The 12,449-nt window shown below is 55.5% G+C and carries 22 protein-coding genes; 16 read left to right on the forward strand and 6 right to left on the reverse strand.

All coding sequences use genetic code 11. From position 1 onward, the window contains the following. Positions 1-49 precede the first annotated feature (49 nt). Genes A3K92_RS08530 through A3K92_RS08595 form a run of 15 tightly spaced genes read left to right on the forward strand, consistent with a single transcriptional unit; the run spans position 50 to position 8,377 of the window. Positions 50-553, forward strand: coding sequence for a monovalent cation/H+ antiporter subunit E (locus tag A3K92_RS08530; protein ID WP_088885848.1), 504 nt, complete (start codon positions 50-52; stop codon positions 551-553). Then, positions 550-813 carry a cation:proton antiporter gene (locus A3K92_RS08535; RefSeq protein ID WP_088885849.1) on the forward strand — a complete coding sequence of 88 codons (264 nt, stop codon included), beginning with the start codon at positions 550-552 and terminating at the stop codon, positions 811-813. The genes A3K92_RS08530 and A3K92_RS08535 overlap by 4 nt, the downstream gene beginning before the upstream one ends. After that, positions 810-1,181 carry a monovalent cation/H(+) antiporter subunit G gene (gene mnhG, locus A3K92_RS08540; protein ID WP_088885850.1) on the forward strand — a complete coding sequence of 124 codons (372 nt, stop codon included), beginning with the start codon at positions 810-812 and terminating at the stop codon, positions 1,179-1,181. The genes A3K92_RS08535 and mnhG overlap by 4 nt, the downstream gene beginning before the upstream one ends. After that, positions 1,178-1,441, forward strand: coding sequence for a DUF4040 domain-containing protein (locus A3K92_RS08545; RefSeq protein WP_088885851.1), 264 nt, complete (start codon positions 1,178-1,180; stop codon positions 1,439-1,441). The genes mnhG and A3K92_RS08545 overlap by 4 nt, the downstream gene beginning before the upstream one ends. Beyond that, entirely contained in the window at positions 1,438-1,743 is a 306-nt protein-coding gene (gene mbhE, locus A3K92_RS08550; protein WP_088885852.1) for a hydrogen gas-evolving membrane-bound hydrogenase subunit E, read from the forward strand. Before A3K92_RS08545 ends, mbhE begins: the two co-directional genes overlap by 4 nt. Beyond that, positions 1,730-2,185, forward strand: a complete 456-nt coding sequence (locus tag A3K92_RS08555) for a Na(+)/H(+) antiporter subunit B (RefSeq protein ID WP_232460868.1) — start codon at positions 1,730-1,732, stop codon at positions 2,183-2,185. Before mbhE ends, A3K92_RS08555 begins: the two co-directional genes overlap by 14 nt. Beyond that, positions 2,182-2,541, forward strand: a complete 360-nt coding sequence (locus A3K92_RS08560) for an NADH-quinone oxidoreductase subunit K (RefSeq protein WP_088885853.1) — start codon at positions 2,182-2,184, stop codon at positions 2,539-2,541. Before A3K92_RS08555 ends, A3K92_RS08560 begins: the two co-directional genes overlap by 4 nt. Then, entirely contained in the window at positions 2,538-4,073 is a 1,536-nt protein-coding gene (locus tag A3K92_RS08565; RefSeq protein ID WP_088885854.1) for a proton-conducting transporter transmembrane domain-containing protein, read from the forward strand. The genes A3K92_RS08560 and A3K92_RS08565 overlap by 4 nt, the downstream gene beginning before the upstream one ends. Position 4,074: 1 nt before the next feature. Next, positions 4,075-4,422 (forward strand): hydrogenase, encoded by a 348-nt coding sequence (locus A3K92_RS08570; RefSeq protein WP_088885855.1) that lies wholly within the window; start codon positions 4,075-4,077, stop codon positions 4,420-4,422. 6 nt (positions 4,423-4,428) lie between these two features. Next, complete coding sequence (locus A3K92_RS08575; RefSeq protein WP_088885856.1) at positions 4,429-4,947, forward strand: NADH-quinone oxidoreductase subunit B family protein; 519 nt, start codon at positions 4,429-4,431, stop codon at positions 4,945-4,947. Then, entirely contained in the window at positions 4,944-5,510 is a 567-nt protein-coding gene (locus A3K92_RS08580) for an NADH-quinone oxidoreductase subunit C (RefSeq protein WP_088885857.1), read from the forward strand. Before A3K92_RS08575 ends, A3K92_RS08580 begins: the two co-directional genes overlap by 4 nt. Further along, positions 5,507-5,680 carry a hypothetical protein gene (locus A3K92_RS09430; RefSeq protein ID WP_157722449.1) on the forward strand — a complete coding sequence of 58 codons (174 nt, stop codon included), beginning with the start codon at positions 5,507-5,509 and terminating at the stop codon, positions 5,678-5,680. Before A3K92_RS08580 ends, A3K92_RS09430 begins: the two co-directional genes overlap by 4 nt. Next, the gene (locus A3K92_RS08585; RefSeq protein ID WP_088885858.1) at positions 5,677-6,957 is read left to right on the forward strand and encodes a hydrogenase large subunit; all 1,281 of its coding nucleotides are present in this window, start codon (positions 5,677-5,679) and stop codon (positions 6,955-6,957) included. Before A3K92_RS09430 ends, A3K92_RS08585 begins: the two co-directional genes overlap by 4 nt. A gap of 5 nt (positions 6,958-6,962) precedes the next feature. Beyond that, positions 6,963-7,955, forward strand: a complete 993-nt coding sequence (locus A3K92_RS08590; protein WP_088885859.1) for a respiratory chain complex I subunit 1 family protein — start codon at positions 6,963-6,965, stop codon at positions 7,953-7,955. Continuing rightward, positions 7,952-8,377 (forward strand): 4Fe-4S binding protein, encoded by a 426-nt coding sequence (locus A3K92_RS08595; protein WP_088885860.1) that lies wholly within the window; start codon positions 7,952-7,954, stop codon positions 8,375-8,377. Before A3K92_RS08590 ends, A3K92_RS08595 begins: the two co-directional genes overlap by 4 nt. On the opposite strand, the gene A3K92_RS08600 is transcribed toward A3K92_RS08595, so the two are convergent. The 5 genes from A3K92_RS08600 to A3K92_RS08620 are packed head-to-tail and all read right to left on the reverse strand — an operon-like array spanning position 8,378 to position 11,351. Next, positions 8,378-8,917, reverse strand: coding sequence for a ferritin-like domain-containing protein (locus tag A3K92_RS08600; protein ID WP_157722450.1), 540 nt, complete (start codon positions 8,915-8,917; stop codon positions 8,378-8,380). Positions 8,918-8,919: 2 nt separating this feature from the next. Next, positions 8,920-9,402, reverse strand: coding sequence for a ferritin-like domain-containing protein (locus A3K92_RS08605; RefSeq protein WP_088885862.1), 483 nt, complete (start codon positions 9,400-9,402; stop codon positions 8,920-8,922). A gap of 1 nt (position 9,403) precedes the next feature. Further along, the gene (locus A3K92_RS08610; protein ID WP_394335175.1) at positions 9,404-9,907 is read right to left on the reverse strand and encodes a ferritin-like domain-containing protein; all 504 of its coding nucleotides are present in this window, start codon (positions 9,905-9,907) and stop codon (positions 9,404-9,406) included. After that, positions 9,876-10,229, reverse strand: a complete 354-nt coding sequence (locus tag A3K92_RS08615; RefSeq protein ID WP_088885864.1) for an ASCH domain-containing protein — start codon at positions 10,227-10,229, stop codon at positions 9,876-9,878. The genes A3K92_RS08610 and A3K92_RS08615 overlap by 32 nt, the downstream gene beginning before the upstream one ends. 9 nt (positions 10,230-10,238) lie before the next feature. Beyond that, positions 10,239-11,351: an NAD(P)/FAD-dependent oxidoreductase gene (locus tag A3K92_RS08620; protein WP_088886076.1), complete on the reverse strand. Its 1,113-nt coding sequence runs from the start codon at positions 11,349-11,351 to the stop codon at positions 10,239-10,241. Positions 11,352-11,412: 61 nt separating this feature from the next. On the opposite strand from A3K92_RS08620, the gene pcp reads away from it, so the two are divergent. After that, positions 11,413-12,021 (forward strand): pyroglutamyl-peptidase I, encoded by a 609-nt coding sequence (pcp, locus tag A3K92_RS08625; RefSeq protein WP_088885865.1) that lies wholly within the window; start codon positions 11,413-11,415, stop codon positions 12,019-12,021. A 6-nt stretch (positions 12,022-12,027) separates the two neighbouring features. Here the strand turns inward: pcp and A3K92_RS08630 are convergent, their stop codons facing one another. Further along, on the reverse strand, positions 12,028-12,354 hold the full coding sequence (locus tag A3K92_RS08630) for a hypothetical protein (RefSeq protein WP_088885866.1): 327 nt from the start codon (positions 12,352-12,354) through the stop codon (positions 12,028-12,030). Between the last annotated feature and the right edge of the window lie 95 nt (positions 12,355-12,449).

Here is a 12,449-nt window from a genome sequence, read left to right on the forward strand (position 1 = left end):
GGAACTTATCATTGGGAGTAGCTAAAAACCGGAAGTTGGAGGTGGTAGTTTGCCTTTCATTGTCGCATTTATACTGAGCTACCTGCTGTGGCTTGTACTGACTGCAGGGACGAACGGCCTGCTCTGGAGCACGCAGGAGCTGATAGCTGGACTGATATTTTCGCTGATAGTGGCCTATGCGACGAGAGATGTCATCGGCGAAAAGGCAGGAAGGTTCCTGAACCCGGCAAAGTGGATCGGCTTCATAGCCTATTCACCGGTCCTCTTCTGGGGAATGGTCAAAGCTAATCTCCAGGTTGCCTGGCTCGTCATAACCGGAAAGATAAGGCCCGGCATCGTCAGGGTTCCCGTTGACCTCGAAAACGACGCTCAGTACACGATACTGAGCAACTCGATAACCCTAACGCCAGGAACGCTGACGGTGGATGCGTGCCCGGAGGAGAAGGCCCTCTACATCCACTGGATAAAGATACCAGAGGGAATGGAGAGGCCTGAGAGCTCCGAACCCGTTGCCGGGCCCTTTGAGAAGTGGGCGAGGAGGCTGGGAAGATGATGGAGCAGGTTTTCTTCTACGCGGCCCTGATAGTCATGGTAGCGGGCTTCATCTCGATGCTGAGGATAATGCTCGGGCCGAGCGTCCCGGACAGGGTGGTTGGCGTTGACACGCTGAACACCCTCGTGGTTGCCGCAATGATACTGCTTGGAGCAGCCTACGACAGGACGATCTACATCGACATCGCCATCGTTTACGCCCTGCTGAGCTACATAGGGACCCTCGCCGTAGCGCGCTACCTCCAGGGGGGATTGTCGTGAACTGGGTCGATTACCTCATCTATGCTTTCCTCGCGATCAGCCTGACATTCAACGTGCTGGGAAGCATCGCTTTGCACCGCTTCCCAGATGTTTACACGAGGCTCCACGGCGCGACCAAGTGCACCACCTTCGGAACTATATTCGCGGTCTTGGCAGTCTTCACCCACGCCCTCTACCAGCTCCACGTTACCGGGGACTCGAAGTACCTCCAGATGGCGCTCCACAGCGTCGTCGCTCTGATAGCACTTCTCCTGACGAACCCAGTCGGGGCACACGCTATAGCCAAGGCGGCCCATTTAAGCGGCTACAAGCCCGCAAAAGCCGTCGTTGACGCCTACGAGGAGAAGCTCGGGGGTGGAAGAGAATGAACGCCCTTACCCTTGACATGACGATTCAGGCGATAGTACTCATCGGAGTCCTCATTACGGCCTACCTCACGATTCGCTCCAGGGATTTGCTGGTTGCGGCCTTAATGTCAGCCGCGATGAGCCTGCTCCTCAGCCTCGAGTTCTACAGCCTCCACGCTCCCGATGTTGCCATAGCTGAAGCCGCGGTCGGCGCTGGTGTTGTAACAGCCCTGGTCGTCTACGGAATAGCGAAAACCGAGAGATGGGAGGGGAGAGAATGAAGAGAACGCTCGCGTACCTATCACTTCTGTTCATCCTCGGGGTCCTCCTCTACGTGGCTAATCCAAACTACGGCCTCAAGTTCGGGCCGGGCGGAGAGGAGTGGAAGGCCCTCCGCTACACGGACGACTACTACATCACCCACGGGCTTGAGGAAGTCGGAGGAACCAACATCGTCACGGACATAGTCTTCGACTACCGTGGCTACGATACCATTGGAGAGGCGACGGTTCTCTTTACCGCTATAGCCGGTGCGGTTGCCCTTTTCAGGCCCTGGAGGAGGGATGGGGATGAGCACCACTGACGGCGACATGGGGGTTATAGTGAGAACCGGCGCGAGGGCCACGATACCGCTCATAGGCATATTCGGTGCCTACATAGTCGCACACGGCCACCTGACTCCGGGAGGCGGCTTCCAGGGTGGAGCGACCATAGCTGGAGCCGGAATACTCTTCCTGCTGGCCTTCGGCCTGGGTGAGATGAAGAGGCACTTCAACAAGAACCTCTACTCGGTCCTTGAGGGAATAGGCGGCCTGGCTTTCCTCGGCGCGGCGATGCTCGGAATCGGCACGGCATTCTTCTACAACGTCCTCTGGCACAACGGCCCGTTCTTCAACGGAAAACCCGGAACTCTGCTCTCAGCCGGTTACCTGCCGATAATGAACCTCGCAGTTGGCCTGAAGGTCTTCACCGGTCTGGTCAGCGCGATGGTCGGCCTGGCCCTTTACAGGAGGTGGAGGAAATGATACAGTTCCAGTTCATAACCGCTTTCCTGCTCATAGCGCTTGGAATCTATGCCTTCCTCGCAAAGAGGAACCTGCTCAAGCTGATCCTTGCTTTGGACATCATAGACTCCGGCATTCACCTGTTCCTCATAAGCCTCGGCTACAGGATAGAGCTGAACGAAGTTCCGACGGCGCCGATTTACACCGGCTACGAGACGCTGAAAAGCCCGATGGTCGGCCCTCTGCCACAGGCCCTCGTCCTGACGAGCATAGTCATCGGCGTCTGTGTGCTGGCCCTCGCCGTTGCCCTGACCGTTAATGCCTACCGCCACTACGGAACCCTTGACGTGAGAGCTCTCAGGAGGTTGAGGGGATGATGGTCCTTCCGTACCTCATAATCATCCCGCTCTTAGGAGCGTTCTCGATGCCGATAGTGAGCCTAGCGGGAAGAAAAGCGAGGGAAGCCTGGGCCGTCCTGATAAGCGGTGCAACGCTTGCCGTTGGTTCGTGGGTCTTCTACCATGTCTACGAGAACGGGACAATCCTCTACACCCTTGGCGCTAAAAGCCCGCTCGGCCAGGGCGTTAACTTCCCGATAAGGATAGTCTGGGAGGTCGACCTGTTCGGTGCCCTAATGATGCTGATGGTTACCCTCGTCTCCTTCATGGCAGTAATCTACTCCATCGGCTACATGAGACACGACACCGGGCTGGACAAGTACTACACGCTCATAATCATCCTCGAACTTGGAATGCTGGGTATAGCGATAACCGGAGACCTGTTCAACTTCTACGTCTTCCTCGAGATAATGAGCATAGCCAGCTACGCCCTCGTTGCCTTCAGGAACGACACATGGGAGGGGATTGAGGCCGGAATCAAATACATGTTCGTCGGTTCCCTGGCCAGCTCCTTCATTCTACTCGGCATAGCCCTCCTCTACGGCCAGTACGGGACGCTGACGATGGGCTACTTAGCTTTAAAGCTCTCCCAGAACCCGACTGTTACGGCCAAAGTTGCCCTGGCCCTCTTCATCGCCGGCCTGCTCTTCAAGAGCGGTGCTTCACCGGTCCACATGTGGCTTGCCGACGCCCATCCAGCCGCTCCAAGCTCGATTTCAGCAATGCTCTCTGGCCTGGTCATCAAGATAGGAGGCCTCTACGCTTTGTCGAGGATAGCCTTCAGCATCTACGGGGCGAGCGTCAGCGTGAAGACCGTCGGATGGCTCATCATAATCTTCGCCTGCATAACGCTGATCGTCGGCAACGCTATGGCGGTAATCCAGACGGACATGAAGAGGCTTCTCGCTTATTCCTCGGTCGGGCAGGTGGGCTACATCCTCCTCGGCCTTGGAATAGGCTTGGCCGCCTACGGAAGCCAGACCGGCGAGGTAGCTCTGGCCGGAGCGATATACCACACATTCAACCACGCGCTCATGAAGGCCCTGCTCTTCCTCATAGCGGGAGCGGTGATACACCAGCTCGGCACGAGAAACCTCAACGAGCTTAGCGGTTTGGCAAAGACCATGCCAAAGACGACCTTCGCCTTCCTCATCGGAGCGGCGGCAATAGTAGGAATGCCACCGCTTAACGGGTTCGCGAGCAAGTGGCTTATCTACGAGAGCTCGGCCCTCTTCAACCCGGTTTTAGGCGCGATAGCGATAATAGGGACGGCCTTCTGTACCGCCGCCTATGTCAGGGTTCTCTACACCTTCTTCGGAAAGCCGGGTGAGAAGGTCATGGAGGCAAAAGACCCAGGGGCGAGCATGCTCTGGCCGATGATAATCCTCACAATAGCGATAATCGTCATGGGCCTCTTCCCGTGGCAGATAAGCGACAAGGTCATGATTCCAGCGGCAAAGGCCCTCGAAAACCAGCTGTCATACATAGCCACGCTTATGGGGGGTGGTTGAAGTGTTCGGCTACTGGGATGCCCTTTACTTCGTCTTCGCCTTCATCATCGGCCTAATCCTTGCTTACCTCCTCGACCAGTGGGCGAAGAGGAGCGGAATGGGAACGAGAGAAACCGGTCCCGGGGCGAAGATATTCATCAGCGGTGAGGACCCAGACAGGGTTATTCCGGGCTTCGAGCACCTGGAGGGCAACTACACGGGAAGGAACGTCATGTGGGGCCTAACCTACGCCCTCAAGAACTTCTTCACCGCGCTGAAGAGGGAGCACACCGGCCTGCTGACGGACTACGCGAGCTACCTCGTGATAACGGCGGCCTTCGTCATGGGAGTTCTCCTAATCTGGGGGTGAAGCGAAATGGCGATAACCGTTCCTGCCAACAGTTCAAATTCATCAGAGCGCGAGAGGCTTGAAAAGAGGATAGCCCAGCTCTGCAGGTTCCTGGGCAGGTCGCCCTGGGTCTTCCACATCAACAGCGGCTCCTGCAACGGCTGCGACATAGAGATAATAGCGGCTTTAACTCCACGCTACGACGCCGAGCGCTTCGGTGTAAAGCTCGTCGGCAGTCCGAGGCACGCGGACATACTCCTTGTTACAGGCCCGGTGACCAACCAGAGCCTTGAGAGGGTCAAATTGGTCTACGAGCAGACTCCAGAACCCAAGATGGTGATAGCCGTTGGAGCGTGCCCGACAGGTGGAAGCGTCTTCTACGAGAGTCCATTCACAAATGCACCCCTCGACAGGGTCATTCCCGTTGACGTTTACGTTCCTGGTTGCCCTCCGAGGCCCGAGGCAATACTCCAGGGAGTCGTTTTAGCCCTTGAGAAGCTGGCTAAAATCCTGAAAGGGGAAGTCCCGGAGGTGAGTGAGGAATGAATGATAATCCCGTTACCGAAGCAAACGAGGTTAAAGAGCCAACCAAGGCCGAGAAGGTCGCAAAGGCTATAGCAGAGCGCTTCCCCGAGGCAGAAGTTCAGGTAAAGACCAACAAGTGGGGGAGGCAGAGGGTCTGGGTGAGAATCCCGAGGGAAAAGTACAGGGAGCTGATGGAGTTCGTAAAAACGCTCGACGGCGAGGCCCACTACTCGATAGGCATCGAGCAGGACTGGGGGGACGAATTAGGCTTCCTCAGCCACCTCCTGATTTACTACGACGACGCCCCGGCGGTTTCCCTAATAGTAGATGTCCACGCGCCGAAGGACGACCCGGTGATTCCAGACATCAGCGATATTTTCCCGATAGCGCTCCAGTTCGAGAGGGAAGGTATGGAGATGGTCGGGCTGGACTTTGAAGGGGCACCTGACAAGAGGAGGCTCTTCCTGCCGGACGACTTCCCGGAGGGAATCTACCCGCTCCGTCTGGACGACAAAGGAATATCAGAGGATATGGTCAAGAACGCAGGCCATCCCTACTATCTGAAGGGAGGTGCAAAGAAATGAGGTCTGTTAATGAAGTTCGCGCTCATCTGCCGTCAGGCATCAAAAGAGAGGCGAACGCTGAAAGTTCCAGTGGAAAGAGACCTCAAATTACGAGAAAGCAGGTTGGTGAGTTGAATATCTTCCGCGAGCGCTTTGCGGAGCAAAGGGCTCTGGGAGGTGCAAAGAAATGACCGAGAAGGTCGAGTACTGGGTGAAGATACCCTTCGGGCCGATTCACCCCGGTCTGGAGGAGCCTGAGAAGTTCATACTCACCCTGGACGGCGAGAGAATCGTTGACGTCGACGTCAAGCTCGGTTACAACCTGCGCGGAATCCAGTGGATAGGCCTAAGGAGGAACTACATCCAGATAATGTACCTCGCCGAGAGAATGTGTGGGATATGCAGTTTCTCCCACAACCACACCTACACGAGGGCCGTTGAAGAGGCCGGGGGAATAGAGGTTCCCGAGAGGGCCGAATACATACGTGTCATCATCGGCGAGCTGGAGAGAATCCACTCCCACCTGCTCAACCTCGGCGTTTTGGCCCACGACATCGGCTACGACACTCTGCTCCACCTCACCTGGCTGGCAAGGGAGAAGGTCATGGACACGCTCGAAGCCGTCAGCGGTAACCGCGTGAACTACTCGATGGTAACGATAGGCGGTGTCAGGAGGGACATCGACGAGAAGAAGAGGAGGATAATCCTCGACATGATCAAGTACTATAAAGAGGTCTTTCCGCAGATCGAGGAGGCCTTCCTGCACGACCCGACAATAGAGGCCCGTTTCAGGGACACTGCGGTGATAAGCAAGCGCGTTGCACTCGAGCAGGGAGCGGTCGGGCCAACTGGAAGGGGGAGCGGAATAAGGGACGACGCGCGCTGGAGCGAGAAGCTGGGCGTTTACCCGGACCTCGGGATAAAGCCCGTAATGCCTCAGGACGTCACCGGCGAGAGGCCGAGGGGCGATGTGTTCGACAGGATGGCGGTGAGGATAGGGGAGCTCTACCAGAGCCTCGAGCTCATAGAGCACGCCCTCGATCAGATGCCAGATGGAAAGATAAAGGCCTTCCCGAAGGACAACGTCCTCTACGCGAAGCTCCGCCTTATGGTCGATGGCGAAGGAATCGGAAGGTACGAGGCTCCGAGGGGAGAGCTCGTCCACTACGTCCGCGGGAAGAAGGGAAGCGACAAACCGCTCCGCTGGAAGCCTAGGGAGCCAACGTTCCCGAACCTCTTCGCTGTGGCAAAGGGAGTCATAGGCGACCAGGTCGCTGATTTTGTCGTTGCAGTTGCGTCAATAGACCCGTGCCTGAGCTGTACCGACAGAGTTGCGGTGATACAGGACGGAAGGAAGAGAGTTCTGACGGAGAAAGACCTCCTCAAGGAGTCGATAAGGAAGACGCGCGAGATAAATCCGGATATCAAGGGAGACCCGACCCCAATAGGAGCAAGCTGTTCGAGGTGATGGCGATGGACGTCGTTGGAGAGCTCGTTTATCCAGTTGCCGGCCTTTTGGGCCTCTACGCATTCGTCTCACTCGCATCGCTCGTCTGGGAGGGAATAGACAGGAAGTTAGTAGCGAGAATGCAGAGGCGCATCGGGCCGCCGATCCTTCAGCCGATATACGACTTCCTCAAGCTGGCGAGCAAGGAAACCATAATCCCCAATACTGCCAACTTCATGTTCAGGGCGGCACCGGTTTTGGCTTTAGCCACCGCCATAGCGCTTTTAGCTTACACTCCTATGGGCTTCGCTCCAATTTTGGCGAGCAAGGGTGACGTGATAGTGTTCATCTACCTCCTGACCCTCATCAGCTTCTTCAAGATACTCGGTGCCATAAGCTCCGGCAACCCCTACGCCAAGATAGGTGCCGCGAGAGAAGCGACCATAATGGTGTCTAGGGAGCCGGCCATGATGCTGGCGGTCTTCGCCATAATGTGGCGCCTCGGAAATCTCGGAGTTCCGAAGCCCTTCAGCATGGAAATCTTTTACACCCACAACATCTGGGAGATAGGGACGCCGATGAGCTTCGTTGGGGCATTAATTCTTCTCTACGTCTTCTGCGTCTGGCTGGCGAGCGAGATAGAGGTCGGGTTCTTCAACATACCCGACGCGGAAGAAGAGATAGCCGAAGGTCTGCTCGTTGAGTACAGCGGCAGGTACTTGGCGTTGCTCAAGCTGACGCACTCGCTGAAGGCATTCATCTCCGCTTCGCTCGTCGTGGCGATATTCTTCCCGTGGGGGATCTCAGGCTACTTCAACCTCACCGGCCTTCCGGCTCAGGTTGTAGACCTGCTCTTCCACACGCTGAAGGTCTTTGCCCTGCTCTTCGTCGTCCAGAGCGTCTTCAGGGCAGTGACGGGAAGGCTGAAGATAACTCAGGCGGTTGACTTCCTCTGGAAGAACGTCTTCCTGGCTTCGCTCATCGGCTCGCTCCTCATAGCCATGGAGGTGATAATGTGAGGGCACCGCCGCTTATTCCAACTGTCCTCAGGAACCTCTTCAGGAAGCCAGCCACCAACCCGTTCCCGAAAACGGAGCCGGTTCCCATTCCAGAGGACTTCAGGGGCATGATAGCATACAACGTCGACAAGTGCGTCGGCTGCAGGATGTGCGTCAACGTATGCCCGGCTGGCGTCTTCGTCTATCTGCCAGAGATAAGGAAAGTGGCCCTCTGGACCGCCCGCTGCGTCTACTGTGGGCAATGCGTTGACGTCTGTCCCACAGGGGCGCTTCAGATGAGCAGGGACTTCCTCCTGGCGAGCTACGACAACAAAGCCGACCGCTTTATACCCCTGAAGCCAGAGAAGGTCGAAGAGCTGAAGAAGAAGGCCGAGGAGGCCAAGAAGGCGAAGGAAGCGGCAAAGAAAGAGGCAGGGAAGTAGTCAGAGAAAGCCCTTTTTCCTCATCTCCTCTTCTATCTTCCCGACGTTTATCCCCATAAGCTCGGCCTCACCGCGGAGCCTCTGGTAGTGGGTCCACTCCATGCCGGCCAGGTACCCGTAGAGCCCTTTAGCTTGCTCGTTCTCGGTTATCGAGGCAAGGTGCTCGTAGAGCTTTTTGGCGACGAGTTCCGTCTCCATCGCAACCCTGAAGACGAACTCAATGTTTGAAGGGTCTTCAAGTGCCCTCGCGAGGCTGACGGCCTCTATGTAGGGCAAATCAACCCTTTCAGGCTCCTCCCCATAGGTATTTACGTAGAGCCTCCTAAGGCTGTCCCCGTGCTCCTCCGACTCCTTGGCGAGCACTCTGAAGGTTGAAACCAGACTCGGGGGAAGCTTCAGCTCTTCGGCCTTCTTTGCCAGCTCCCAGTATATCTCCGCTTCCTCGTACTCCCCAAAAATCCAGTATGATAGGATTTCCTTCTCGGAGAGGGAGAGAACCATGTCCCTGAACTTCTTCAGGGTCTCCTCAAGGTCTTCCATCCTCATTCCTCCAGGCCGAGGGACTTCCATAGGGAAGCTAAAGCCTCGTAGTGGCCTTTCTCTGTCTCCGCCAACCGGAGGTATACTTCCCTGAGCTTGGGGTTCTCCGTTTCCTCGGCGAGCTTCCTGTATATCGTCTCGGCGAGCTTCTCGCTCTCCATGGCTATTTTGAGGACGTCCCTGATGTCCTCCACCTTCCAGAACTTGCCGAGGACGTTGAGGGATTCAACGTTCGGAACCCTAACCTCGACAAGCTCGTCTCCGTATTCATCGCTGTATATCTTAAGAAGCTCATCCCCGTGCCTCTTGGACTCGTCGCCGAGTCTCTTGAAGGTCTCCGCGACGTTCTCAGGAAGGCCGAGTTCTTTCGCACGCTCGGCAAGCTTCCAGTACGTTTCGGCCTCCTCGTATTCGCCCCTGATCCAGTAACTTAGGAGTTCGCGCTCGTTCAGCTTCCTTATCTCGTTTAAAATCTCCACGACCATTTCAATCACCCAGCTTTTCATACTCCCTCTTGAGGGCCTCGTAGTGGGTCCTCTCGACCTCGGAAAGCTTGAGGTAGAGCTCCCTCAGTTTTGGGTCTTTCACCCTCTCGGCGAGGGTCCTGTAGGCGTTCATCGCTATAAGCTCGCTATCCATGGCGGCCTTAAGAACTTCCTCCAGCTGGTCGGCCCGCTCGAACTCTTCGAGGACGGAGAGAACCTCTATCGGCGGTATATCGCTCTCGGGTTCCTTAGAATAGCTCTCCCTGAAGAGCCTTGTCAGCTCCTTTGCATGTTTCTCAGAGTCCTTTGAGAGCCTTTTAAAGGTCTCAACAAGGCTTTCAGGAAGGCCAAGGTTTTTGGCACGCTCGGCAAGCTGGCGGTAGAACTCTGCCTCTTCCCTTTCACTCTTTATCCAGTAAGCTAATGCCTCCTCGTAAGAGAGCTTTGAGAGCCTTTCAATGACTTCATCAACGTCAATCACCCTGATCACCTCCAATCCAGCCAACCGGTTCCACCTCTATCGCGGCCACACCGTATTTCTTCTCTTTCTCCTCGGAATAAAACTTCCGGTAAATCTTCACCCCCTCCTCTATGTCCTTAACCCCTGGAAGAACGTTCTCAATTCCTTCGCTCTCCAGCATCTCTCTGAAAGAGGAGTAAACCCTGATGTCCTTTACAACGCACATTAGCCTGTTCTCAAAGATTATCGTGTCCCCAGGCTTTATCCCCTGCCTCTTCTCGTCGTACAGGCGACCCTCGATTTTCTTCTTGCCTTCGGCTATCGCCTTTAGGTACTCCTCCTGGAGACCCATCCTCCACGTTGCCATACAACCACCTCACAGCAGAGCCCTGATAAGGGAAGGGCTTATCCTCAGGAGAGCCGCCAGAAGGCGCGGCTTCTTTGCAAGGGCCCTAAAAGTCCTCAGATGGTCATCGAAGTCCGCATACTCCTCTATGGTCTCAATGGCGTCCTCACTTCCAAGTATCTGGAAGATTTTCTCTATGCCCTCTTGGTTAAGCCCCTTGAAGACCTTTCTCACCCTCAGCCCGGAGGATATCTGCTTCCTGACTGCAGAGCATGAGCTCTCGTAACTTCTGAGGTCCCCTTCAATTATGGCCCGTGCCAGGTGGTGGGCACATATCGCCCCGAAGACTATCCCTCCGGCTGTGGTTGGCTTTATCTGAAGGGCTGCATCCCCAACGAGGGCAACGTTACCCGAGACCCAGGGCTTTCTCCAGCCAAGACCGACTGAGCCGGCCTTAAACTCCACTATAGAGGTCGGTTTTAGCCTCCTCTCCGCCAGGAACCTCCTGAAGGCATCGAACTCTCCAAAGGTTCCAACCCTGGCGACGTCCTCACTGACCGGTGTCACCCAGAAGAAAAAGTCCGGGTTGAGCTCCTTGTTAATCCAGACCTCAGTGAAGTCCCTCCGGAAGTTTCCAACGACCTCAACTTCATATCCCTTCAAGAATTCAGCCTCGCTCTTTGCCCCGATCTCTCTGGCGACGGTGCTCGCCACGCCGTCCGCTCCCACGTAAAAGTCAGCCTCGATTTCAAAGGTCTCCTTCAGGTGCTGGAGCCTCGCTTTTCCGTTCCTGAAGCCGGTAAAGGTCGTTCCAATGAAGTAGTCTGCACCCCTCTTTATGGCCTCTTTCGCCAGCTCCCTTTCGAGGATCTTTCTATCCACCACGTAGGCCTGAGGGGACTCTCTCTGAATTTCAAAGCTCTGGATCTTCGAGTAAAAAACCGCCCCCTGAAGCTCGTTTATCACTGCCTCCTCTGGAAAGCCAAGCTCCTTAAAGCTCTCCGCTCCAATTATCCCTGTGCAGGCTTTTCCACCGAAGGAGGATTTCTTCTCCACCACGGCCACGTCCAGTTTACCCGCCAGAAGAGTGGCTAGGTAGTTGCCAACCGGGCCCCCACCGATTATCAGAACGTCGTACCTCATCCTCACCCCTCGATGGAAGTGGTTTTTAAAGCCTAAAAACCTAACCTTTTCGGTGGTCAGAATGAAAGTTCTCGTGACTGGGTTTGAGCCCTTTGGGGGAGAGAGCATAAACCCCTCCTGGGAGGCCGTTAAAGCACTTCCCGATGAGATAAACGGGGCTGAGATAGTAAAACACCGCCTCCCCGTGACATTCAGGGGCGTCAGAGAACTTCTTCCAAGACTCATAGTGAAGGAAAGGCCAGATGTGGTTGTTCTAACGGGCCAGGCCGGCGGAAGGCCGAACATCACCGTCGAGCGCGTCGCGATAAACGTCATGGACAGCAAAATGCCGGACAACGAAGGCTTTGCCCCGGAGGACGAACCTGTCTTTGAAGGCGCTCCAGCCGCTTACTTCGCCACAATCCCGATAAAGGCCATCGTCAAGGCACTCAGAGAAGAAAAGATACCGGCGTCCGTTTCAAACACGGCCGGAACTTACGTCTGCAATACGGCCATGTTTACTGCACTCCACACGATAGCGGTTGCGGGGATGGAAACGAGGGCCGGCTTCATACACGTGCCATTCAGCCACGAGCAGGCCCTCGACAAACCGAGACCTTCGATGGCGCAGGAGACGATAAACAGGGCGATTAGAAAAGCCCTGGAAGTCTCGATTGAATGGGAAGGGTAATTTGAATCAGAGCTCGTTGAAGTCTATCTCGTACGAAACGGAGCCGTTGAAGCTCTGGGCCTCCCTAAACCTAGCTATTAAAGCGCTAAGAGCCCCTATCAGTGCTTCCCTCACCTCTCTCATGAGCCTCTCTGCCTCCTCCCTCGTCTGGAGCTCAAAGGATCGCTCCGTTAGTTCCGAGAGCTTTACTTCTTCGCCTCTTATTCTGATAGCTGGATCCATTCCGTCCAGGACTTTCCTGAGCTCCTCGTCGAACTCCAGTTCCCTGACGCGCACCCTGTAAACCCCAGAGAGGATGTCGTACTCCTTGTCAAAAACAACCCTCATCTTCATGAGATCACCCCATTGGGTTACCGTTCAACTCCCAAATTACATTATCGGTTCGAAATCATAACCGCCTAAGCTTTTAAAGCCCCGCCAACACACCC

Origin of the sequence: Thermococcus gorgonarius, from assembly GCF_002214385.1 — an archaeon.
GTDB classification, from domain to species: domain Archaea; phylum Methanobacteriota_B; class Thermococci; order Thermococcales; family Thermococcaceae; genus Thermococcus; species Thermococcus gorgonarius.

What these genes read in the sequence shown, in the direction of transcription:
- A3K92_RS08535 (WP_088885849.1), top strand. Translation starts at nt 550, where the DNA reads ATGATGGAGCAGGTTTTCTTCTACGCGGCCCTGATAGTCATGGTAGCG.
- A3K92_RS08545 (WP_088885851.1), top strand. Translation starts at nt 1,178, where the DNA reads ATGAACGCCCTTACCCTTGACATGACGATTCAGGCGATAGTACTCATC.
- A3K92_RS08615 (WP_088885864.1), bottom strand. Translation starts at nt 10,229, where the DNA reads ATGGCAACGTGGAGGATGGGTCTCCAGGAGGAGTACCTAAAGGCGATA.
- A3K92_RS08600 (WP_157722450.1), bottom strand. Translation starts at nt 8,917, where the DNA reads ATGGAAGACCTTGAGGAGACCCTGAAGAAGTTCAGGGACATGGTTCTC.
- A3K92_RS09430 (WP_157722449.1), top strand. Translation starts at nt 5,507, where the DNA reads ATGAGGTCTGTTAATGAAGTTCGCGCTCATCTGCCGTCAGGCATCAAA.
- A3K92_RS08590 (WP_088885859.1), top strand. Translation starts at nt 6,963, where the DNA reads ATGGACGTCGTTGGAGAGCTCGTTTATCCAGTTGCCGGCCTTTTGGGC.
- A3K92_RS08560 (WP_088885853.1), top strand. Translation starts at nt 2,182, where the DNA reads ATGATACAGTTCCAGTTCATAACCGCTTTCCTGCTCATAGCGCTTGGA.
- mbhE (WP_088885852.1), top strand. Translation starts at nt 1,438, where the DNA reads ATGAAGAGAACGCTCGCGTACCTATCACTTCTGTTCATCCTCGGGGTC.
- A3K92_RS08605 (WP_088885862.1), bottom strand. Translation starts at nt 9,402, where the DNA reads ATGGTCGTGGAGATTTTAAACGAGATAAGGAAGCTGAACGAGCGCGAA.
- A3K92_RS08620 (WP_088886076.1), bottom strand. Translation starts at nt 11,351, where the DNA reads ATGAGGTACGACGTTCTGATAATCGGTGGGGGCCCGGTTGGCAACTAC.
- A3K92_RS08585 (WP_088885858.1), top strand. Translation starts at nt 5,677, where the DNA reads ATGACCGAGAAGGTCGAGTACTGGGTGAAGATACCCTTCGGGCCGATT.
- A3K92_RS08555 (WP_232460868.1), top strand. Translation starts at nt 1,730, where the DNA reads ATGAGCACCACTGACGGCGACATGGGGGTTATAGTGAGAACCGGCGCG.
- A3K92_RS08630 (WP_088885866.1), bottom strand. Translation starts at nt 12,354, where the DNA reads ATGAAGATGAGGGTTGTTTTTGACAAGGAGTACGACATCCTCTCTGGG.
- pcp (WP_088885865.1), top strand. Translation starts at nt 11,413, where the DNA reads ATGAAAGTTCTCGTGACTGGGTTTGAGCCCTTTGGGGGAGAGAGCATA.
- A3K92_RS08580 (WP_088885857.1), top strand. Translation starts at nt 4,944, where the DNA reads ATGAATGATAATCCCGTTACCGAAGCAAACGAGGTTAAAGAGCCAACC.
- A3K92_RS08575 (WP_088885856.1), top strand. Translation starts at nt 4,429, where the DNA reads ATGGCGATAACCGTTCCTGCCAACAGTTCAAATTCATCAGAGCGCGAG.
- A3K92_RS08565 (WP_088885854.1), top strand. Translation starts at nt 2,538, where the DNA reads ATGATGGTCCTTCCGTACCTCATAATCATCCCGCTCTTAGGAGCGTTC.